17 protein-coding genes and 1 tRNA gene are annotated in these 19293 nt (G+C 70.7%); 10 read left to right on the forward strand and 8 right to left on the reverse strand.

The window, feature by feature from the left end:
* Window positions 1-35 precede the first annotated feature (35 nt).
* Window positions 36-689, forward strand: a complete 654-nt coding sequence (locus AB0B85_RS21810; RefSeq protein ID WP_357410032.1) for a hypothetical protein — start codon at window positions 36-38, stop codon at window positions 687-689.
* 4 nt (window positions 690-693) lie between these two features.
* On the opposite strand, the gene AB0B85_RS21815 is transcribed toward AB0B85_RS21810, so the two are convergent.
* Window positions 694-1464: a CPBP family intramembrane glutamic endopeptidase gene (locus AB0B85_RS21815; RefSeq protein WP_357410034.1), complete on the reverse strand. Its 771-nt coding sequence runs from the start codon at window positions 1462-1464 to the stop codon at window positions 694-696.
* Between the two features lie 145 nt (window positions 1465-1609).
* Here AB0B85_RS21815 and AB0B85_RS21820 point away from each other — a divergent pair, with 145 nt between their 5' ends.
* Window positions 1610-2725, forward strand: a complete 1116-nt coding sequence (locus AB0B85_RS21820; RefSeq protein ID WP_357410036.1) for a globin domain-containing protein — start codon at window positions 1610-1612, stop codon at window positions 2723-2725.
* A gap of 68 nt (window positions 2726-2793) precedes the next feature.
* Here AB0B85_RS21820 and AB0B85_RS21825 read toward each other — a convergent pair whose 3' ends face one another.
* The gene (locus AB0B85_RS21825; protein WP_357410038.1) at window positions 2794-4323 is read right to left on the reverse strand and encodes a peptide deformylase; all 1530 of its coding nucleotides are present in this window, start codon (window positions 4321-4323) and stop codon (window positions 2794-2796) included.
* Window positions 4324-4653: 330 nt separating this feature from the next.
* On the opposite strand from AB0B85_RS21825, the gene AB0B85_RS21830 reads away from it, so the two are divergent.
* Complete coding sequence (locus AB0B85_RS21830; RefSeq protein ID WP_357410040.1) at window positions 4654-5430, forward strand: hypothetical protein; 777 nt, start codon at window positions 4654-4656, stop codon at window positions 5428-5430.
* Window positions 5431-5442: 12 nt separating this feature from the next.
* Here the strand turns inward: AB0B85_RS21830 and AB0B85_RS21835 are convergent, their stop codons facing one another.
* Window positions 5443-7278 carry a hypothetical protein gene (locus AB0B85_RS21835; RefSeq protein ID WP_357410042.1) on the reverse strand — a complete coding sequence of 612 codons (1836 nt, stop codon included), beginning with the start codon at window positions 7276-7278 and terminating at the stop codon, window positions 5443-5445.
* A gap of 212 nt (window positions 7279-7490) precedes the next feature.
* Here AB0B85_RS21835 and AB0B85_RS21840 point away from each other — a divergent pair, with 212 nt between their 5' ends.
* Window positions 7491-8201, forward strand: coding sequence for a class I SAM-dependent methyltransferase (locus tag AB0B85_RS21840; RefSeq protein WP_357410044.1), 711 nt, complete (start codon window positions 7491-7493; stop codon window positions 8199-8201).
* A gap of 62 nt (window positions 8202-8263) precedes the next feature.
* On the opposite strand, the gene AB0B85_RS21845 is transcribed toward AB0B85_RS21840, so the two are convergent.
* On the reverse strand, window positions 8264-8806 hold the full coding sequence (locus AB0B85_RS21845) for a YbhB/YbcL family Raf kinase inhibitor-like protein (protein WP_357410046.1): 543 nt from the start codon (window positions 8804-8806) through the stop codon (window positions 8264-8266).
* A gap of 137 nt (window positions 8807-8943) precedes the next feature.
* Here AB0B85_RS21845 and AB0B85_RS21850 point away from each other — a divergent pair, with 137 nt between their 5' ends.
* Window positions 8944-9096 (forward strand): hypothetical protein, encoded by a 153-nt coding sequence (locus AB0B85_RS21850; RefSeq protein ID WP_357410048.1) that lies wholly within the window; start codon window positions 8944-8946, stop codon window positions 9094-9096.
* Window positions 9097-9686: 590 nt separating this feature from the next.
* Here AB0B85_RS21850 and AB0B85_RS21855 read toward each other — a convergent pair.
* Window positions 9687-10898 carry a helix-turn-helix transcriptional regulator gene (locus AB0B85_RS21855; RefSeq protein WP_357410050.1) on the reverse strand — a complete coding sequence of 404 codons (1212 nt, stop codon included), beginning with the start codon at window positions 10896-10898 and terminating at the stop codon, window positions 9687-9689.
* Between the two features lie 240 nt (window positions 10899-11138).
* A tRNA-Ser gene (locus AB0B85_RS21860) sits at window positions 11139-11225 on the reverse strand.
* Window positions 11226-11427: 202 nt separating this feature from the next.
* Here AB0B85_RS21860 and AB0B85_RS21865 point away from each other — a divergent pair.
* The gene (locus AB0B85_RS21865; protein ID WP_357410052.1) at window positions 11428-12402 is read left to right on the forward strand and encodes an NAD(P)H-quinone oxidoreductase; all 975 of its coding nucleotides are present in this window, start codon (window positions 11428-11430) and stop codon (window positions 12400-12402) included.
* A gap of 9 nt (window positions 12403-12411) precedes the next feature.
* On the opposite strand, the gene soxR is transcribed toward AB0B85_RS21865, so the two are convergent.
* Window positions 12412-12870, reverse strand: coding sequence for a redox-sensitive transcriptional activator SoxR (gene soxR, locus AB0B85_RS21870; protein WP_357410054.1), 459 nt, complete (start codon window positions 12868-12870; stop codon window positions 12412-12414).
* A 47-nt stretch (window positions 12871-12917) separates the two neighbouring features.
* Between soxR and AB0B85_RS21875 the strand changes: the two genes are divergently transcribed.
* Window positions 12918-13613 carry a transketolase gene (locus AB0B85_RS21875; RefSeq protein WP_357410056.1) on the forward strand — a complete coding sequence of 232 codons (696 nt, stop codon included), beginning with the start codon at window positions 12918-12920 and terminating at the stop codon, window positions 13611-13613.
* Between the two features lie 5 nt (window positions 13614-13618).
* Window positions 13619-14512, forward strand: coding sequence for a transketolase (locus AB0B85_RS21880; protein WP_357410058.1), 894 nt, complete (start codon window positions 13619-13621; stop codon window positions 14510-14512).
* On the opposite strand, the gene AB0B85_RS21885 is transcribed toward AB0B85_RS21880, so the two are convergent.
* The gene (locus AB0B85_RS21885) at window positions 14498-15208 is read right to left on the reverse strand and encodes a glycosyltransferase family 2 protein (RefSeq protein ID WP_357410060.1); all 711 of its coding nucleotides are present in this window, start codon (window positions 15206-15208) and stop codon (window positions 14498-14500) included. The two genes, AB0B85_RS21880 and AB0B85_RS21885, sit on opposite strands and share 15 nt — an antisense overlap.
* Window positions 15209-15331: 123 nt before the next feature.
* On the opposite strand from AB0B85_RS21885, the gene AB0B85_RS21890 reads away from it, so the two are divergent.
* Window positions 15332-17530, forward strand: coding sequence for a glycosyltransferase family 39 protein (locus tag AB0B85_RS21890; RefSeq protein ID WP_357410062.1), 2199 nt, complete (start codon window positions 15332-15334; stop codon window positions 17528-17530).
* A gap of 142 nt (window positions 17531-17672) precedes the next feature.
* The gene (locus AB0B85_RS21895; protein WP_357410064.1) at window positions 17673-19274 is read left to right on the forward strand and encodes a ricin-type beta-trefoil lectin domain protein; all 1602 of its coding nucleotides are present in this window, start codon (window positions 17673-17675) and stop codon (window positions 19272-19274) included.
* Window positions 19275-19293: the final 19 nt, after the last annotated feature.

Raw genomic sequence — 19293 nt, forward strand, 5'->3', positions numbered from 1 at the left:
AGCCCGTGGCGGTCCGAGCGCAGGTCAGCGACCCGGTGCCAACTTCGGGGCGTACCCCGGAATCGGAGCTGCTTGCGGTCGCGGCGCGCGTACTCGATCACCCGGGTTTCGCGCCGGAGTTGCTGGCGCTGGCTGCGGTGCGGTCGCTCGGACCTGGCGCGGCCGAGTGGGCCGCGCGGCTGCGGGGCCGGTATCCGGACGCCCCGGCGGACGGCCTGGCTCGGCTGGTGACCCGGCGGTACGTGCGGGCAGCGGGCGCGGGTGGGGCTGCCGCGGCGCTTGCTGGTTTCTTCGCGCCGCTCGCCGAGTTGGCCTCGGTGTTGTGGACGCAGGCGAACCTGGTGTTGCACCTGGCGGCGGTGTACGGCAAGGATCCGGCGCATCCCGACCGGGCCGTCGAGCTGCTGGTGCTGACCCAGGTGCACCCGGACGCGGTGAGCGCCCGGGCGGCCCTGAGCGCGGCGCAGGCGGCGCACGATCCGGTCGAGGGGGCCTGGCCCCGGGCGGCGGAGGCCGCCTGGCGGCTGGCCGCGCCGCTGACCGCGCAGGCCGGCGGCTCGGTCGCGTTGCGGCTGGTGGCTCGGCTGCTACCGGGCGCGGCGGTGCTGGCGGCGACGCTTGGCGACGCGGCGGCGGCCGACCGGCTGGCCGCTCGAACGGTGGCTGTCTACCGCGCCGCCCGGCGCTGACCGGTCAGAGCCAGTCGAACCACTCTCGGGGCAGCGACGCGTAGCCGACGAAGGCGACAACGTCGAGCAGGGTGTGCGCGATGATCAGCGGCAGCACCCGCCGGGTGCGTAGGTAGAAGAGGCTGAAGATCACGCCCATCACCGCGTTGCCGACGAACGCGCCGAAGCCCTGGTAGAGGTGGTACGAGCCGCGCAGCAGCGCGCTGGCCGCGATGATCGCGGCGAGCCGCCACTGGAGCTGGCCCAGCCGGGTGACCAGGTAGCCGACCACGATCACCTCTTCCAGCACGGCGTTCTGCACGGCGGCGAGGATCAGCACGGGGACCGCCCACCAGACCGGCGGTAGCGCGGCCGGCACCAGCGTGGCGTTGAGGCCGAGCTGGGCCGCGACGAAGAACAGGGCCAGGCCGGGTAGGCCGATGAGCGCGGCCAGACCCGCGCCCCGGGCGAGGTCCTGGCCGGGTCGCCGGGCGTCGACGCCGAGGGTCCGCGCCGGGTCGCCGGGGTCACGGCTGAGCAGGTGTACGGCGAGCAGCACCGGCAGCAGCGCGAACACGATGCCCAGGAGCTGGTAGGTGAGGTCCAGCCAGGGTCGCGGCGATGCCGAGGTGTTGAGCGAGGCGGTCTGTTTGGAGAGCGGACCCTCGGCGGTCAGCTTCGCGATGATCGAGACGACCGCGTAGACCGCCGACTGGCCGAGGGACAGGCCGAGGACCAGCAGCGTTTCGGTGCCCAGCAGACGGCGGGACACCGGCCGGGTCAGCTCAACTGTCACCGCACCACTCTGCCCGACGAGGGACATCGGTGGCACGACCGACCGGCCAGCATGAGCCGATCGCACATTCTGTGCGACCAGTCGACACTCTCCGTGGAGATTCTATGGGCGCCCGATCCGCTGCCGACTGGAGGAGAAGCGCCCCGTGGACAACCTCGCACGGCTGCTGAAGGAGAGCTGGACCTTGGTCGAGGACGATCGGGCCCGACTGACCGACCACTTCTACGCCCGAATGTTCCTGCTCGACCCCGCCCTGCGGAACCTCTTCCCGGTGCAGATGACCGGCCAGGGCGATCGGCTGCTGGAAGCGATAGTCACGGCGATCCACACTGTCGACGACCCGGAGAGCTTCGCCGAGTTCCTCCGGGCGTTGGGGCGCGACCACCGCAAGTACCACGTCGACGAACGGCACTACGCGACGATGGGCACCGCGTTGCTCGACGCGCTGCGCCGCATCGCCGGCGACGGCTGGAACCTGGAGTACGACCAGGCGTGGCGGGAGGCGTACGAGGCGGTCGCGGCGCTGATGGTGGCCGGGGCGGCGGCTGACGACGGGCCGCCGTTCTGGCACGCCGAGGTGCTTACCCACGAGCGTCACGGCCCGGACACCGCCGTGTTGACCTGCCAGGCGTTGCAGCACCCACTGCGGTGGCAGGCCGGCCAGTACGTCAGCCTGGAGGTGCCGCGCCACCACCCTCGGGAGTGGCGGAACTACTCGGTGGCGAACGCCCCCAATGACGACAACGTGCTGGAGTTCCACGTCCGGTCGCCGGGGGCTGGATGGGTGTCCGGTGCGTTGGTGCGTCGGGTGCGGCCTGGTGACCTGCTTCGCCTGGCGGCGCCGATGGGGTCGATGACCCTGGACCGCGCCTCGGAAAGGGACATCCTCTGCGTGGCCGGCGGTGTCGGCCTGGCACCGATCAAGGCACTTGTCGAGGAGTTGGCCACCTTCAACCGCACCCGGTGGGTGCATGTCTTCTACGGCGCCCAGCAGGCGGCGGACCTGTACGGACTGGCCGGGTTGCAGGAGTTGGTGGCCGCGCACCCGTGGTTGTCGGTCACCGCGGCGTGCAGCGACGACCCGGACTTCGACGGTGAGCTTGGCGACATCCCGGATGTGGTGGCCCGGTACGGCCCGTGGACCACGCACGACTGCTACGTGTCCGGCTCGGCCCGGATGGTCCGGTCCGCGCTGCGGGTCCTCGCCGCGGACGAGGTGCCGCCGCCGCACATCCGTTACGACACCTTCGGTGACCTCTAGACGTTCCTCCCCCCACACCGGGGCGCGTGCCCCTGCCCCCTGGGGCACGCGCCCCGGTCCCTTCTTGGTCAGTAGCGCCAGGGGCGCCCGGTCTCGCGGTATTCCTCGACCGGCACCAGCGGCACGCCCGGTGCCATCCGGTCGACGTAGAGCCGGCCCTCCAGGTGGTCGATCTCGTGGGCGACCAGCCGGGCCATGCCGAACTCGAACGAGGTGATGATCCGGCTGCCGTCCCACTGGGCGTGCTCCACGTCCAGTCGCAGCGGCCGGGGCACCAGACCTCGGTGATCGAAGAAGGACAGGCAGCCCTCGTACTGCTCGTCGGTGTCCGGGGCGGCGTCGACCACTCGGGGGTTGAGCAGCACTACCGGTTCGGCCGACCGGTCGGGGGGCCGCACCACGGCCGCCGCCCGGCCGATGCCGAGCTGTGGGGCGGCGACGCCCACCCCCTTGTTGAACGGGTGCAGTTCGTCGAGTCGGGCCAGGGCCATGGTGAGCCGGTCGACCACATCCCGTGCGACCGGCTCCTCGCCCGGCAGGTCGAACTGTCGGACGCGCTGGCGGAGCAGGTCGTCGCCGCGCTGCACGATGCCGAGGCCGCGCATCCGGTCGCTCGGGCGCACCCGGACGCCGCCTGGGCCACTGTCCGGTTCGGGTTCCGGTTGGGCCCGGAAGCGCCACTGCATCCGGTAGCGGGCGTTCAGCGGTGGGTCGTCGGTCTGCCACTCGTAGATCGCCCGGTCACCCTCGTCGTGGCGCTGCGGAGCGGTCCGCAGCGGGCCCTCCTCGGCGGAGAGCGAGGTCTCCTCGCCCCAGACCTGCGGGTCGAGCGCCGCGGGCAGGTCCAGGCGTACGGCGAGTTGCCGGGTGGGTAGTCGGACGGCCCGCTGGAACCAGGGACCCCACTTCTCGTGCCCGACGCAGTACGCGTACTCGATGGTGGCCCGGTCGCCCGGATAGAGCGGGAAACGCCGTTCCCCGTTCTCGAAGAGCAGCCAGATCTCCTTGAACGCGTCCCTATCGTGTTTGGCTCGCCAGTGCATCGGCTCCGGGTCGCCGCTGCCGTCGTCCCGGCGGGCCTGTAGTTGCAGCTCGGCGAAGGTGAGTTGGTGGTCGCGGTGGTGCCGGTTGGAGCGGCCGGGATCGTTCGGGTAGCGGTCGACGGCGACCCGGATCAGGTAACGGGTGACCGGCTCGGTCCCGGCGTTGTACAGCTCCCGGCGGATCATGCAGCGGTAACCGTCGTCGGTGTGGGTGAGGACGGCCAGTTCCCGTTCCACGACGAGGCCGGTGCCGGGCGGCAGCCACTGGCCGGGCAGGTACGACTCGCGGTGCGGTTGGCCCGCGCGGGCGTGCCGCAGGTCGTCGTACTCCCGGAAGCGCTGCCAGATCGCACCGTTGGCTTCCAGGACGGCCTCGGCCCGGCGGGCGAAGTCCTCGGTCGGGCGGTGTCGGCGCCCTTCGACGTGGCTCACGTAGGACGGGTCGAACCCCATGAGAACGGCGAGTTGTTTCTTGGACAGCCCGCGCCCGGTGCGTTGCCTGGCGAGTTCGGCCGCGAAGGAGTCGGCAGCCCGTTCGAGGGGTGAGGTCGTCATCAGCTTCCTCGCGGCCGGGGCATTAAGTTTCACTTTCAGTGCACGGTCACACACGCATCTGGCATCTTTTCGACACACCGCTTGACAATTCACCGACGACCATCGATGGTGTGAGCCGTTTCCGGGCGCCCAGGGCGGGTAGTACGCGGAGCGCGGAGCGCCGCGCGAGTGACCTGAGCGAGTGACCGGGGCCTCGCAGCCAGCACCTAGGTGAGGCTTCCCTTAGACCCGCGCATCTGGTTAGGCTAGCCTTAGCTCAGGACGGCATGTGTCGTCCGCCGGGGCGCTCCCCGGCCACGCGGACGGGGGACGACTCAGGTGACAGCGGTGATGCCGAGGCGGGATGCCGTCGCCACGCCGCTCGCTCCCGTCACCGCGGCGCTGCGGGCCATGTTCGGCACCGACGACGTTCCCGGGCTGGCCCGGGGCCTGGTGGTCGAGGACGAGTTCGGCTGGGCCCCCGCCACCACGCTGATCGACGGCAGCCGGCTGCCGGAGTTGCTGCGCCGGGCCGCCGTCCGCTGGGGTGGCACCCCGCACGCGTGTGCCGCGCTGGCCTGGAAGTCGTACAGCTACTGGGCGTCGCTGCCGGTAGTGCTCGGCTGGGCTTCGGCCCGCCGGGTCCCACTACTCGATCCGGCCGACCTGCTGATCCACTTCGAGGACCACCGGCAGCTCCTCACCATGGGCCTGCGCCGTCGGACCACCGTCGCGGTGCTGCCGAACGACCCGTTGGCGCTCGCCGGCCTGCCGCAGGTGCGGGTCGTCGCCGACGAGGCGGAGCTGCTGGCCGCCCTGCGCGCGGCACTGCTCGACGCGCACCTCATGCCGCTCATCGCGGCGATTCAGGCGGAGGTCCGGGTGGGCACCCGGACGCTGCTCGGCTCGGTCGCCTCCGGCATCGCGCACGGCATCCTGCGGGCCGCCGACGGCCTGCCCGGCTCGACGGTGCAGAGCATCGACACACTGCTCGGCGCGCTCGACCTGGCCGATTTGGTCGAGCTGGTGCCGGGGCCGACAGGTGAGCCGAGCGTGCAGCGGCGCACCTGCTGCCTCGCCTTCACCCTGCCCCGGCCCAAGGTCTGCCAGGGCTGCTGCGTCCGCTAGGCCCCCGACGGTTCAGTCGGTGAACGACCGGACGTCCCACACCCACACCCCACCGGTGTGGACCGGCTGGATCCCGGTCAGCTCGGTCATTCCCCGACGCAGCGCTGTCTCGTTCTCGTGCGGCCCGAGGATGACCACGCCGGCCCGCCAGAACCGCAGGTCGTCAACCGCTCGGACCCGTGCCTGCGGGGTGATCGGCGGCACCGCGTCGGTCCGCCGGATGGTGGCGAAAAAGCTGCTCGTGGGTCGGGGTGGCGCACCGAACAACGCGACGCGCGGCGGGTCGGCGCTCGGCCGGGTGTCCGGACCGAGGAAGTAGCCACGGGCCAGCGGCATGTCCAGCCGGGTCGCCGCCGCCCACCGCAGCGGCTCCGCGTAGGTGCTGTCCGGCAACGGCAGGGTCACCACGCTGCGCCCACCCGTCACGTACGGACGCCAGGCCCCACTCGTCACGAACGTGGGGACCGGATCGAGGTGGGTCACGGGCAGCGGAGTGGGGACGATCGGCAGCAGCGCCATCGTGAGCACTGTTGCGGTGACGAAGCGGACCTGCCCCCGGGCCGCCGGGTGCGCGCCGGCCAGTTCGCGGGCGCGTTCGGCACCGTAGGCGAGGAGCAGCCCGATGATTGGGGTGATCGCCAACGCCCACCGGGTCGGTACCACCGAATGCAGGATCGGCAGGTTCTCCAGCGCCGCCCAGGGGCCCGGAACCCCCGTACCCCGGTTGTCGAAGCGGACCTCCCGGCCCAGCGACAGCACAGTGAAGAGCAGCCCGAGCCCGGCCAACGCGAGCACCACGGCCGAGCGTCGCAACCACCAGACCAGGGCGATCACCAGCACCGTCAACGACCAGCCGAAGAAGCTGTTCTCCTCGGTCGGGTTCTTGGCCAGGCCCGCGGCGGTGCGCGGGCTACCGGCGAGGGACTCCCGGGAGTACGCCACGAACGACGCCAGGTCACTTGAGTAGCCACGGATCAGCCGGGACAGCCCGGAGTACGCGTCCGGTCCGAAGAACTGCACGTACAGGGGGTACGCCAGCAGCAGCGCGGCGAGACCGGCGGCGACGGCGAGACCGGCGAGGAAGGACCGGGCCCGCGCGCGCAGCTCGGCCCGAGTGAGGGCGAGTACGCCGATGACCAGGCCGAGCCCGATCGCGGTCATCAGCAGGATCTCCAGGTTGAGGAAGGCCTGCCAGACGATCACGAGGGCGAGCAGCACCCCGTTGCGCAGCCAGCGGCCCGGTTCACCGAGTCGTAGGGTCCGCCAGATGATCAACGGGACGACGAACTGCGACACGATGTTCGGGTGCCCGTTGGCGTGCGACACCATGGCCGGCGCGAACGCGCAGAAGCCACCACCCAGCCACGCCGGCCCGCGAGCGCCGATCAGGACCCGGGAGAGCAGGAAATACCAGGCGGTGGCGGTGGCAATCATGCCGACGGTGAGAAAGACCAGGAATGCCACTCTCGGCCCCAGAAGCAGGGTGACGGGCGTCAGTGGCAGCGAAATGGATAATACGGACGTATTGGCCATCAGATTGACGCCGTCCGGCACGTTCATCTGATTGGTATGGAACGGATACGCAAACTGTGTGACGACTCGCGCACCGTGCGCCATCATCCATTCGAACTGCGACTGATCGGACTGGTTGTCCCGTACGCCACTGCCCGGCTCCAACCAGAGCCGGGCGGTCACCCACAGGGCGAGCACCACGAAGCTCAGCACGGCGGCGAGATCGACCCACCTCCCCCGACGGGAAGGCCGAGCGCGACCAGCCTCTTCCTGCACCGACGACGCGCCGACCGGACTGTCGCTGCCGCTTGGCGAGTCCGGCTCAGGAGTAGTCATGACAATTCACAGAGTAGTCAGCGGATGGCGCTGCCGTGACATGTTTCGGGGTACTGCCGTACTATGTGCCGGGTTCGCCGACCGCCGATCACGAACCCACCCCCGACCACAATTCGGCCACCCCCGATGCCCCGATTCTTCTGCCGTCCCAGCGGATGATTCACTCTGTCGGTCCAGGCACGGGTCGAGTTCATATCGTGAGGAATCGACGCATGGCAGAAATCACTGGGGATCAGCGCGTTCAGTCCGAGGTGTTGGAAGGCCTGGCGACCGCTGTCAACCACCGTCGCTGGTTCATCGAGCTGGCCGTGCCGTACCTCGGCGACGACCCCATCGAGATCGGCAGCGGCCTCGGTGACTACGCGCTCGAGTGGTCCGAGCTGCTGCCCCGGTTCACCGCGACCGAGGCGGACCCGGACCGGCTGGTGCAGCTCAAGGAGCGCCTCGCCGACCGGCCGAACATCGACGTCCGGCAGATGCTGCTGCCGCACAGCGACCGGGGCGACTACAGCGCCGCGGTCTCGTACAACGTCCTGGAGCACATCGAGGACCACGTGGGCGCGCTCAGCAGCATGCGCGACCTGGTCCGACCCGGCGGTGCCGTGATCATCATCGTGCCGGCGTTCCAGTTCGCGATGAGCCCTGCCGACATCGCCACCGGGCACGTCCGCCGCTACACGAAGAAGACACTGCACGCGGCGATGACCGAGGCCGGCCTGACGGTCGAGAAGATGCACTACGCCAACGCGCTGGGGCTGATCGGCTACTTCATGGCCACCAAGGTCTTCCGGCTGATGCCGAAGGAGGGCCCGATGGTCAAGGTGTACGACACTGTCGTCCTGCCCGCCACCAAGGCCGCCGAGCAGCTGGTCCGCCCTCCGTTCGGCCAGTCGGTCTTCGCCGTGGCCCGCGTCCCGTCCTGACCCGCCCATCCTGCGATCTCGCACCCGCCCTCCTGGTCGGGCGCGAGATCGCGGGGCACGGATCAGTCCTTGATCTGGTAGGTCGGGCGGATCACCGCCCGGGCCAGGGTGTGGAACGTGAGGTTGAAGCCGACGTAGGCGGGGCTGGCGTCCGGGGTCAGGTCCAGTCGGTCCACGTCCACGGCGTGCACCGCGAAGACGTACCGGTGCGGGCGGTCGCCGGGCGGCGGCGCCGCACCGCCGTACGCCTGCTCGCCGTAGTCGTTGCGGACCGCGAACGCCCCACCAAGGTCGACACCGCCCGCGCCACCGGCACCGCTCGGCAACTGCGTGACCTCGACCGGCACGTTCACCAACACCCAGTGCCAGAACCCGCTGCCGGTCGGTGCGTCGGGGTCGTAGCAGGTCACCGCGAAGCTCTTCGTCTCGGCGGGGAAATCCGACCAGGTCAGCTGCGGCGAGACGTTGTCACCCCCGGTGCTGCCATGCGCGTGCCGGGCGTCCATCGGCTCACCGTTCTGCACGTCGTCACTCGTCAGCGTGAACGAGGGCAGCGTCGGCAGCAGCTCGTACGGGTCCGGGGCGATCGGTCGTTCCAGGGTCATCAGAACGCGTCCTTCCGGTGTGCGGAGATATCAGCCTCTTCTTACCCCGTTCCCGGGCTGTCGACGACCGGTTGGGCCCTGTCGGTGCATCGCCCGCGTGCATATGATCATCGCCGCATCATTCACGGGGGAGACTCTTGAGCATCTGGCGTGACTTCCTGGTCGCCGTCGTCACCGCGCTCCGCAAGCCAGACGAGCAGTCGCTCGCCCGGGAACGCCGACGCGCTGTCGAACGACTGGCCGAAGAGACGATCCGTAAGGAGCAGCGGCCCGCAGACCCGCCGGAGTGACGGGGCCATTCAACGCGCCCACCGAACAAAGCGCTCGAACAGTTCGGCCGCAGGGACGGCCGGCATTTCGGTCACCGCCACCACGTGCAGACTGCCCAGGTACATGGACAGGCCGACCCGTCACCGCCGTACGCCTCGGACAGCCGTACTCGGGCCGGGGCGCAGGGCCACGGCGTGTCCGGCTCGCAGCTACGACATGTCCACTCGGGCCGACGCGGGATGTGCTGGTCGGCGAGGCGGCTCGCCAGGACGGCGGCGGCACGTTGGCCCTGTACCGCGCGGGCATCCACGGCCGCCCTGACCGTGGTGGGGACCTCGCCCATCACCGGCCGGCACCGGCGTTTTGACGGCCGGCGGAGTGACACCGAGCCTGAGCCAACAAGCGTTCCCGGGCAGCTTCCTGCTCTGCGCGCTGGATCGCTGGGCCGTTAGCACCAGCCGAAACTCGCCTGGCTTGCCGACAGAGCAGGTTGAACAGCCACATCATCTCGTTGCCCTCCCGTCGCACACCCACTGCAATCGAAAGAGCACGTTATGCAGCAATGAAGGGCAGGACGGGTACTCGGCGTACCCAGCGACAAGAGGTACCCCTACAGCTCGGGCACCGCGATCCTGCTCTCCAACTGGATCGCCTCGGCGCGGATGGAGGCTGGAGCCTCCCGGGCCAGCCGGCCCGCCAACTCCTGAGCCGCCGGCGAATATCGGACCGTCTCCGGAGAGGTGGACTCCGCGAGGCCCAACAGGTGCAGCGTCGCCTCCCGCGCCCCTTCCAGGTCGGCAGAGCGCGCCAGCTCCACGTAGTGCCGGCCCCGCCGTTCAGTCGACGGGATCGACGCGGGGTCGAGCGAGTGCGCCCGCCGTTGCGCCTCGTCAGGATCTCCCAGGTCGACCGCGCACATCACCGCGTACACGTCGACCAACGGCCGCGACACCCGAGTGCGGAGGCCGACGAAGCCAGTCGGCAGGGCCTGCTCGACCACCCGACGAGCGGCATCCCAGTCGGACCAGGCGCCCTGGTCGCCGGTACGAGCCCGCGTCAACGCGGTACAAAGATGCAGGTCGGCCAGCATCTCGGCCCATTCGCTGCCACCATCGGCGACCCCAGGTTCGATCAGGCCGCGAGCCTCCCGCAAGCGCTCCAACGCCTCGTCACCCCGGCCAACGGCCCGCAACAGGTGTGCCGCGTACCAGGTGGACTGGGCAATGGCGAGCGGGTCGTCGGCATCGAGGGCCGCCGCCATGCCGCGGTCGACGGTCAGCCAACACAGCTCGCGGTCACCGTGCCAGGCAAGGTAGGCCTGCGCGAGGTGATGCGCCTGGGCGAGCAAAGCGAGGCTCTCACGCCGGTCGTCGCCGGTGTGCAGTCGGGCGGCTCGCTGAGTGGCTTCGAGTAGCCCAGGGAGGATGACGCTCACCTCGGTACGTTGATGCCGAGAGGTGTGCCAGGTCTGCCACGCCGAGTCGACAGCTCCGCGCAGGTAGTCGGGGGACTCCGGCTCCCCAGAGACGGAGATGTGCCAGGCGGTCAACGCCCGACGAACATCGCCGATCGCGGGGTGACTGGGTCGGCCATCCAGGGACAGGGTCACCTGCGGCCCGAACAGATCGCCAAGGTCACGTACGCCGAGGTGCGGAGCGACCTGCTGGGCCGCCCGCAGCGTCAAGCTCCGACGCCCGTTCTCCACGAACTTGATGGTCGTTGGCGACAGCCCGGCAAGGCCGGCGAGCTGTTCACGGGAGAGGCCGGCGGCTCGACGAAGCCGCTCGACGCGCTGGCCGGGGGTGAGTTGCTGATCCGCCATGAGGCACCTCGCCGAATTGGGGTACATCGCGTACCCCGACCGTACGCCGCCGTGAGGCACCCGTCGATGCCTACGCCGACCGCCACTTCCGATGCACAGTTCTCTCATCGAACCCGAGCCGACCGCGGGCACCGATTCAGATGATCGACTCGGGTTCACTGATAGTGGGGTGACCTGGAGCTTGGGACAGCCCGACTTCCTGAAAGTCGAGTGGATCAAGCGAGCTGTCCCGGTCTGGGGCGGAGGGTGTGGGATTCGAACCCACGAAGACATCGCTGCCTTACCGGTTTTCAAGACCAGCGCCATCGGCCACTAGGCGAACCCTCCTGGGCCGCCACCCGCGGGCGTACGGCCACGCATAGTCTGCCACGGCTCCCGGCGGGCGGCCCGCCGTCCCTCCCCGAACGCGCCTCCCCGGTGGGCAGCGCGGCCCGGACCTGCCAGCGCGTCAGCCGGACCGTGCCGGGCCGTCCACTGTGGGCTGGCCGGTGCGCCTGCGACACCCGGCGAGATCGGGAAGACTGGGCCCATGCGAGCCATCACCATTCCCGAGCCCGGTGGACCCGACGCGCTGGTCTGGGCCGAGGTGCCCGACCCCGAGGTGGGCCCCGACGAGGTGATCGTGGATGTGCGGGCCAGCGCGGTCAACCGCGCTGACCTGCTGCAACGGCAGGGGCACTACCCGCCACCGCCGGGCGCTTCCCCGTACCCCGGGTTGGAGTGCTCGGGGGTGATCACCGAGGTCGGTTCGGAGGTCGCCGGGTGGGCGGTCGGGCAGCAGGTGTGCGCGCTGCTGGCCGGCGGGGGGTACGCCGAGCGGGTGGCGGTCCCGGCCGGGCAGTTGCTGCCGGTGCCGGCCTGCGACCCGGTGGACGCCGGGGCGCTGCCGGAGGTGGCCTGCACGGTCTGGTCGAACCTGATCCAGGTGGCTCGGCTCGGCGCGGGTGACACGCTGCTGGTGCACGGCGGGGGCAGCGGGATCGGCACCTTCGCGGTCCAGTTCGGGGCGGCGCTCGGCGCGACAGTCCTGACCACCGCCCGGGAGGCCAAGCACTCCCGGCTGCGTGAGCTGGGTGCGGCCGAGACGATCGACTACCGGGAGCAGGACTTCGTCGAGGAGGTCCGCCGGGTCACCGACGGTCGGGGCGTGGACGTCATCCTGGACATCATTGGCGCGTCCTACCTGGGCCGGAACGTCGCCGCGCTGGCCACCGGCGGCCGGCTGGTGGTGATCGGGATGCAGGGTGGGCGGAAGGCCGAGTTGGATCTCGGCGCGTTGCTCACCAAGCGGGCGAGCGTCGCCGCGACGGCGCTGCGCTCCCGACCGCTCGCCGAGAAAGCGGCGATCGTCCAGGGCGTCCGGGACGAGGTGTGGCCGTTGATCGAGGCCGGCACGGTCCGACCGATAGTGGACCGGCGGGTGTCGATGAGCGAGGCGGCGACGGCGCACCGGCTCGTCGAGTCGAACGACCACTTCGGCAAGGTGCTGCTCACCCGCGGCTGAGCGGCGGCGTCAGACGAGCGTGTCGTCGGACGCGCGGGGCAGCATCAGGCGGGCGCCCGGCCCCTCGCCGGCAAGTGCGTCGCCCGGGTTGTTGAGGGTGCAGCGTTGCAGGGACAGGCAGCCGCAGCCGATGCAGCTGTCCAGGTCGTCGCGGAGGTTGGTGAGCAGGCGGATCTTCTCGTCCAACCGGCCGCGCCAGCTCGCGGAGAGCCGCGCCCAGTCCTGCGGGCTGGGCGTACGCGAATCGGGGAGTGACTCCAACGCCGCCCGGATCTCGTCGAGCGAGACGCCGACCTGTTGGGAGATCCGGATGAAGGCGACCCGGCGCAGCTCGGCGCGCGCGTACCGGCGCTGGTTGCCGCCGGTCCGGTCGGCGCGGATCAACCCGAGCCGCTCGTAGTAGCGCAGCGCGGACGGCGCCACGCCGGAGCGGACGGACAATTCGCCGATCGTCAGTAGATCCTGCATCACCAGGTCCTTGAGTTGAAGTGCACTTCAAGTCAGACAGTAGTGGCATGACGACCACACTGCCCACCGACACCGGGCCCCGGCTTCCCGGGCTGATCCGGCGGCTGACCGGCGACGAGAAGCACTCGCCGAGCGCGCACTCGACAATCGACGTGCTCCAGGTGCTCTACGACCGGGTGCTGCGGGTCACCCCCGACACCGTCGACGACCCGGAGCGGGACCGGTTCCTGCTCTCCAAGGGCCACGGGCCGGCCGCCTACTACGCGGTGCTCGCCGCGCACGGCTTCATCCCGGACGCCTGGCTCGACGACCTGGCCGGGCCACACAGCCGGCTCGGCCACCACCCGGACCGGCTGCTGGTGCCCGGGGTCGAGATCGGCTCCGGCTCGCTCGGCCACGGGCTCGGGCTGGCCGTCGGCACCGCCCTCGGCCTGCGGGCCCAGGGGCTGCACACCCCCCGGGTGTACGTGCTGCTCGGCGACGCCGAACTGGACGAGGGATCCAACCACGAGGCAATCGTGTACGCGGGGGCAACCGGCCTGGACCGGCTCACCGCGATAGTTGTCGACAACTCGTCGGCCACCCACGGCTGGTCGGGTGGCATCGCCAGCCGTTTCACCGTCAACGGCTGGACCGCCGACGCCATCGACGGCCGGGACCACACCGCCCTGTACCGGGCACTGACCGGACACCTGCCCCGGCGGCCACACCTGGTGGTCGCCCGCGTCGAGAGCAAGGGATGACAGTCATGCGTGCCGCCTTCATCGACAGCACAGTCGCGCTTCTCGACGAGGATCCGCGTACCGCACTCGTCCTGGCTGACATCTCGGCCAGCCAGTTCGCCGAGGCCGGCCGACGACACCCGGACCGGGTGCTCAACGTCGGCATCCGGGAGCAACTGATGATCGGTGTGGCCGGCGGGCTCGCCCTGACCGGGCTGCGCCCCATCGTGCACACGTACGCGACGTTCCTGGTGGACCGGACGTACGAGCAGATCAAGTTGGATCTGGACCACCAGGGCGTGGGCGCGGTCCTGGTGAGCATCGGCGCGTCGTACGACGGGTCGGCGGAGGGCCGGACCCACCAGTCGCCCGGAGACGTGGCGCTCATCGACTCGCTCGGCGACGGCTGGACGGTGCGGGTGCCCGGCCACCCGGACGAGGTCGCGCCGCTGCTCCGGCACGCCGCGCCCAGCGACGACCCGGTCTACCTGCGGCTCAGCGAACAGCGCAACGCCGAGGCGTACCCGGACGCGGACCGACTCCGGGTGCTGCGGCAGGGCGGGACGAACGCGCCGCTGGTGGTGGCCGTCGGGCCGACACTCGATGCCGTGTTGCCGGCGACCGAGGCGATGGACGTGACTGTCGCGTACACCCACACGCCCCGACCGTTCGACACCGCTGGGCTACGGGCGCTCGCCGGGACCGAGGTGGTGCTCGTCGAGCCGTACCTGGCGGGCACGTCGAGCGCTGTCGTCAGCCGGGCGTTGGCGGATGTGCCGCATCGGCTGCTCGCGCTCGGGGTGGGTCAGACCGACCTACGCCGGTACGGCGGCCCGGCCGACCACACCCGGTGGCACGGCCTGGACGCCGCCGGTCTGCGGCTGTCGATAAGCGCGTTTCTGGGTTCAGCTGGCCGATGAGGTGGCGGGACGGCGGCGGCGGGCGCGCTCACGGCCGAGGATCCAGATCGCCTCGACGCCGTCCTTCCAGGTGATCTTCTTGCCCTCTTCGCGGCCACGGGCCCGGTAGCTGATCGGCACCTCGTACGGCCGGATCCGGCGGCGCAGCAGCTTGCCGGTCACCTCGGCCTCCATGCCGAACCCGCGCGAGCGCACCTCGAGCGACCGGTAGAGCGCCACCGGCATCAGCTTGAAGCAGGTCTCCAGGTCACCGATGTACGAGTTGAACAGCACGTTGGCCGCCATCGTGACGCCCTTGTTGCCCATCACGTACCAGAAGCTGTAGGCACTGTGGCTGCCGAACGTGCGATTGCCGTAGACGACAGTCGCCCGCCCGTCGAGCACCGGGTCGAGCAGCTTGGGGATGTCCTGCGGGTCGTACTCCAGGTCGGCGTCGAGGATGACCATGTAGTCACCCTCCGCGTTGTCGACAGCCGTCTTGATGGCGGCACCCTTGCCGGCGTTGCGCTGGTGGGTGATGACCCGCAGGCGTGCGTCGTCGGCGCGACCGAGGACCTCGCCGGTGCCGTCCCGGCTCCCGTCGTCGACCACTACCAGTTCGACCTCGCACGGATAGTCGACTGCCAAGGCCTGCTTGAGGGCGTCCGCGATGCGTTCTTCCTCGTTGAAGACCGGCATGAGGATGGAAAGCTTCACGGGATTCTCCACGGTGGCGACGACGAGTCGGCCATAGCCTAACCTGGCAGGTCGGCCGGGCGTGTGCCGCCACCGACGGGCAGTCGACGTGGTGGTCCCAGACTGATGGTGTTTACTTCCGCCATGTCGGCTGCCGGCCCCCTGCTCGCGGTGCTACCCGCCGCCGCGGTGCTCCTGCTCACCGTCGTGACGAGGCCGGGCAGGGCCGCCGGGGTGGCGCCGCTGCGGCTCGCCGTGGTGCGTGCCGCCCTGCTCAGCGGGGCGTACGCGGTGCTCGTCGTCGAGGTGCTCGGCGGGACGCACGCGCTGACCCGGCCGGCGTTCGTCGCCGCCTGGCTGCTCTTCCTGGTCGCCTGCGCGGCGGCGGCCTGGCTGCGCCACCACCGGGACGCCATCCTCGCGCGCCAGCCCGCCCCGACCTCCCGGCCGGTGCCGGTCGGAGCGGCGGTGTCCGCCGGTGCCGGACCGGACCTACCCGCGCCGGTCGCCGACGACGGCCGGAGGGGGCCAGCCCAGGTCGATCGGGTACGCGGTGGCCTGCGCGCCAGGGCGGTCGACGCCTGGCGTACGGCGGGTCGGGGCGAACGCCTGCTCGCTGGCACGGTCGGCGGACTGCTGCTTGTGGAGTTGCTTGTCGCACTGCTTGCCGAGCCGAACAACTTCGACTCGCAGACGTACCACCTGCCGAAGGTGGAGCGCTGGGTGGCACAGGGCGACCTGGACTTCTGGCCGACCGCCATCCACCGGCAGGTGACCATCCCGCCCGGGGCCGAGTATCTGCTGCTGCACCTACGCCTGCTGACCGGCGGGGACCAGCTGTACAACCTGGTGCAGTGGGCCGCCGGGGTGCTCTGCCTGCTGGTGGCCGCTCGGATCACGGCGCAGCTCGGCGGCGGCCGGCGGGCTCAGTTGATCACCGCGTTCGTCCTGGCGACCACTCCGATGGTGGTGCTCCAGGCGACGAGTACGCAGACCGACCTGGTCTGTGCGGCCTGGGTGGCCGGTGCGGCGACGCTGGTACTGGACGGGCTACGTCGACGGACGGGCTGGGGCACCCTGCTCGGGTTGGGGGCGGCCACCGGGCTGACCGCGCTGACGAAGACCAGTGGCCTGATCGCGCTGGGTCCGTTGCTTGTGCTCTGGGGGTTGGCGCAGCTCCGGCTGGCCCGGACCGCCCGGGTGTCGGCTTCGGCCGCGCACGCCGGCCCGGCCGGCGAGGTGCCCACCTCCCGGCCGGTCGCCCAGGTGGCGCGCGTCGTCGGTGGTTCGGTGCTGATCGTGCTGGTGGCGGCCGTGGTGGTCGGCCCGTTCCTGGCCCGGGTGACTGCCGAGTTCGGGCATCCGTTGGGCCCGCCCCGGTTGCGGGAGTCGATCCCGATGGAGCGGCACGATCTGCCGTCGATCCTGATCAACGCGCTGCGGATCGGGCACACCGCGTTCGACACGCCGCTGGCGCCGCTGCGTCAGCTCGGCGGGGCGGCGATCATCGGCGGCGCGGACGCGATCGGCGTCGACCCCCAGGACCGGGCGACCACCTTCGGCCGGGAGAGCTTCCCGGAGCCCGCCTGGTACCCGGACGAGGACCGGGTGGCGTTCCCGGTCGCCGGGGCGCTGGCACTGATCGGCGCGGTGGTCGCGCTGGCCCGGCCGCGCCGCATCGACAGCGGGCAGGTCGGGCCGTTGCGCGCGTACGCGGTGGTGGTGCTGGCCACCGTCCTGCTACACACCTCGATGATCAAATGGCAGCCGTGGGGCAACCGGCTGCTCCTCTACGCCCTGGTGCTTGCCGTGCCGCTCGCCGGGCTGTGGCTGGACGCGCTCCTGAGCCGCCGAGCCACCGGCACGGCTGACCGGCGGCGACGGTCGGTGGCCACCGGGACGGTGGCCGTCGTGCTCGCCACCTCCGCGCTGGCCGGGGTGCTCGCCCTGTCGTACGGCTTTCCGCGTCGGCTCGTCGGCTCCGGCTCGGTCTTCACCACCTCGGACTGGGACACCCGGTTCCTGCGCCGTCCACAGTGGGCCGACGAGTTCCGTTGGGCCGCAACGGCGGTCCACGACAGCGGTGCGCGGCGGATCGGGCTGGTGGAGCAGAACGACAACTGGGAGTACCCGTGGTGGTTGGTGCTGCGCCAGCCGGACGGTCGCTCGCCGGAACTCGTGTCGTTGCAGTCGGTTCTGCCCGAACGGCCGCCGGCCGACCCCACCTCGGTGGACGCGATCGTCTGCACCGGCAGTCGACCGGCCTGCACGAAGCTGATCCCGGCCGGCTGGCGGTTGGAGTTCCGGGGTTACGTGGGCTACGCCCTGCCGCCGGGTCGCTGAACGGAGACGCCCGGATCGTCCGATCCGGGCGGTTCTGCAGCCCGCGCGCAAGGATCCGAAGCGCATTCACATCTATAGATCCGCACGTTACCGTCTGGTAACTCAGTCGACGTCCCGCGACTGAGCCGAAAGGAGTGCGTCGATGCCTGCAACCCCCGCCAGGCCCGAACGCGCGACCCGACGACGGGTCAGCACCGTCGTCGTCGCCGTGGCCGCTCTCGTCCTACCGATGCTCGCCGGACCGGCCACCCCCGCCACCGCCGCCGACCGGCCGTCCGTCCAGCCACTGCCCGCCAACCTCGAAGCCGTCCGAGCCGCCGAGGCCACCGCCCTCTACGGCAGCCCCGCGATCCGCCCGATCGAGCAACGCCGCACCGCACTGATCACGATGGGCGACAGCGAGATCTCCGGCGAGGGCGTCGGCAACTACGTCCCCGGCACCCACCAGGACGGCAACTGGTGCGACCGCTCGTACGACCAGGCGGTCTTCCGGACCGGCATCCCGTCGGACGCGCAGTACAACCTGGCCTGCTCCGGCGCCACCCCGTGGAACCTCATCGCCGGCGGACCGACCCAGCACAACGAGCTGAACCAGGGCGACTACCTGGGCATCAAGGCGCGCAACACGCACGTGAAGCTGATCTGGGTGGTGGTCGGCGCGAACGGCGACGGCACCATCCAGTTCGGTCCGGTCGCCACCGACTGCGCCATCCGTCGGGTCTTCTTCCAGGGGGCCTGCTACCCCACCTACACCGACCAGTGGACGATCCGCACCGACGGCAGCCGGCAGGCCGTGACCGACGCGCTCAACGACATCCGGCAGACCATGACCGACGCCGGCTACCTGCGCTCGGACTACGAACTTGTGCTCATGTCGTACCCGAGCCCCGGCAGCCCGGACGTGGAGGACAACCCGAACTTCCCCGGCTGGTACTCCGGCGGCTGCCTGCTCTACCTGGCCGACGCGGCCTTCGCCCGGAACAAGGCGGTGCCGATGTTCGAGTCGGCCCTGCGGTCAGCCGCCGCCAACACCGGCACCCGGTACCTGGACGCCAGCCGACTCTTCCACGGCCACGAGGTGTGCACCGACAACACCTCGGTCCGTGGTCTCTTCATCGAGGTCGGGATCTGGAACGAGAACGCCGCCCGGCAGTCGTTCCACCCCAACGCCCGGGGGCACGGCATGTTCGCCCAGTGCATCACCCAGTTCTGGAACTCCGGGCAGCAGCGGGCCAGCTGCGTCGACCCGGCCAGCACCGGCAGCGGCGTGCTCTACCCGGGCCTGCTGGAGTTCAAGCAGTTGCGCAACCTGGCCACCGGCACCTGCGTCGACGGCAAGGGGTACGACTCCCGCAACGGCACAGTGCAGCAGCCGTACTCCTGCCACGGTGGGCGTAACCAGGGCTTCTGGTACGACTCGACCCGCCGGTCGCTGCACTCGGAGCTGTCCCACGACCGCTGCCTGGACGTGGCCAACAGCTCGATGACCTCGGGCACCGCGGTAAACATCTACGACTGCAACGGCACCGGCGCGCAGCAGTTCGTCTTCGTCGGCAACCAGCTCAAGCCGGCGGCGGCGAGCAACCTCTGCGTGGCGTTCGACAACCCGTTGCTGGGCAGTTCCCGCCTCCGGTTGGCCAACTGCGGCAGCAGCAGCCGGCAGCAGTGGTCGTTCGAGTCCCGTACCGCCGCCAACCCGGTCGGCTACGGTCACGACGACTTCATCGGCTCCCGCGTGTACTGAGCTGAGGAAGGGCCCCTTC

This window comes from Micromonospora sp. NPDC049044, assembly GCF_040649215.1.
In the GTDB taxonomy this organism is placed as follows: domain Bacteria; phylum Actinomycetota; class Actinomycetes; order Mycobacteriales; family Micromonosporaceae; genus Micromonospora.

Coding starts and splice junctions, on each gene's coding strand:
- AB0B85_RS21825 (WP_357410038.1), bottom strand. CDS start 4,323: ATGACGACCTCACCCCTCGAACGGGCTGCCGACTCCTTCGCGGCCGAA.
- AB0B85_RS21830 (WP_357410040.1), top strand. CDS start 4,654: ATGCCGAGGCGGGATGCCGTCGCCACGCCGCTCGCTCCCGTCACCGCG.
- AB0B85_RS21835 (WP_357410042.1), bottom strand. CDS start 7,278: ATGACTACTCCTGAGCCGGACTCGCCAAGCGGCAGCGACAGTCCGGTC.
- AB0B85_RS21840 (WP_357410044.1), top strand. CDS start 7,491: ATGGCAGAAATCACTGGGGATCAGCGCGTTCAGTCCGAGGTGTTGGAA.
- AB0B85_RS21845 (WP_357410046.1), bottom strand. CDS start 8,806: ATGACCCTGGAACGACCGATCGCCCCGGACCCGTACGAGCTGCTGCCG.
- AB0B85_RS21855 (WP_357410050.1), bottom strand. CDS start 10,898: ATGGCGGATCAGCAACTCACCCCCGGCCAGCGCGTCGAGCGGCTTCGT.
- AB0B85_RS21865 (WP_357410052.1), top strand. CDS start 11,428: ATGCGAGCCATCACCATTCCCGAGCCCGGTGGACCCGACGCGCTGGTC.
- soxR (WP_357410054.1), bottom strand. CDS start 12,870: ATGCAGGATCTACTGACGATCGGCGAATTGTCCGTCCGCTCCGGCGTG.
- AB0B85_RS21875 (WP_357410056.1), top strand. CDS start 12,918: ATGACGACCACACTGCCCACCGACACCGGGCCCCGGCTTCCCGGGCTG.
- AB0B85_RS21880 (WP_357410058.1), top strand. CDS start 13,619: ATGCGTGCCGCCTTCATCGACAGCACAGTCGCGCTTCTCGACGAGGAT.
- AB0B85_RS21890 (WP_357410062.1), top strand. CDS start 15,332: ATGTCGGCTGCCGGCCCCCTGCTCGCGGTGCTACCCGCCGCCGCGGTG.
- AB0B85_RS21895 (WP_357410064.1), top strand. CDS start 17,673: ATGCCTGCAACCCCCGCCAGGCCCGAACGCGCGACCCGACGACGGGTC.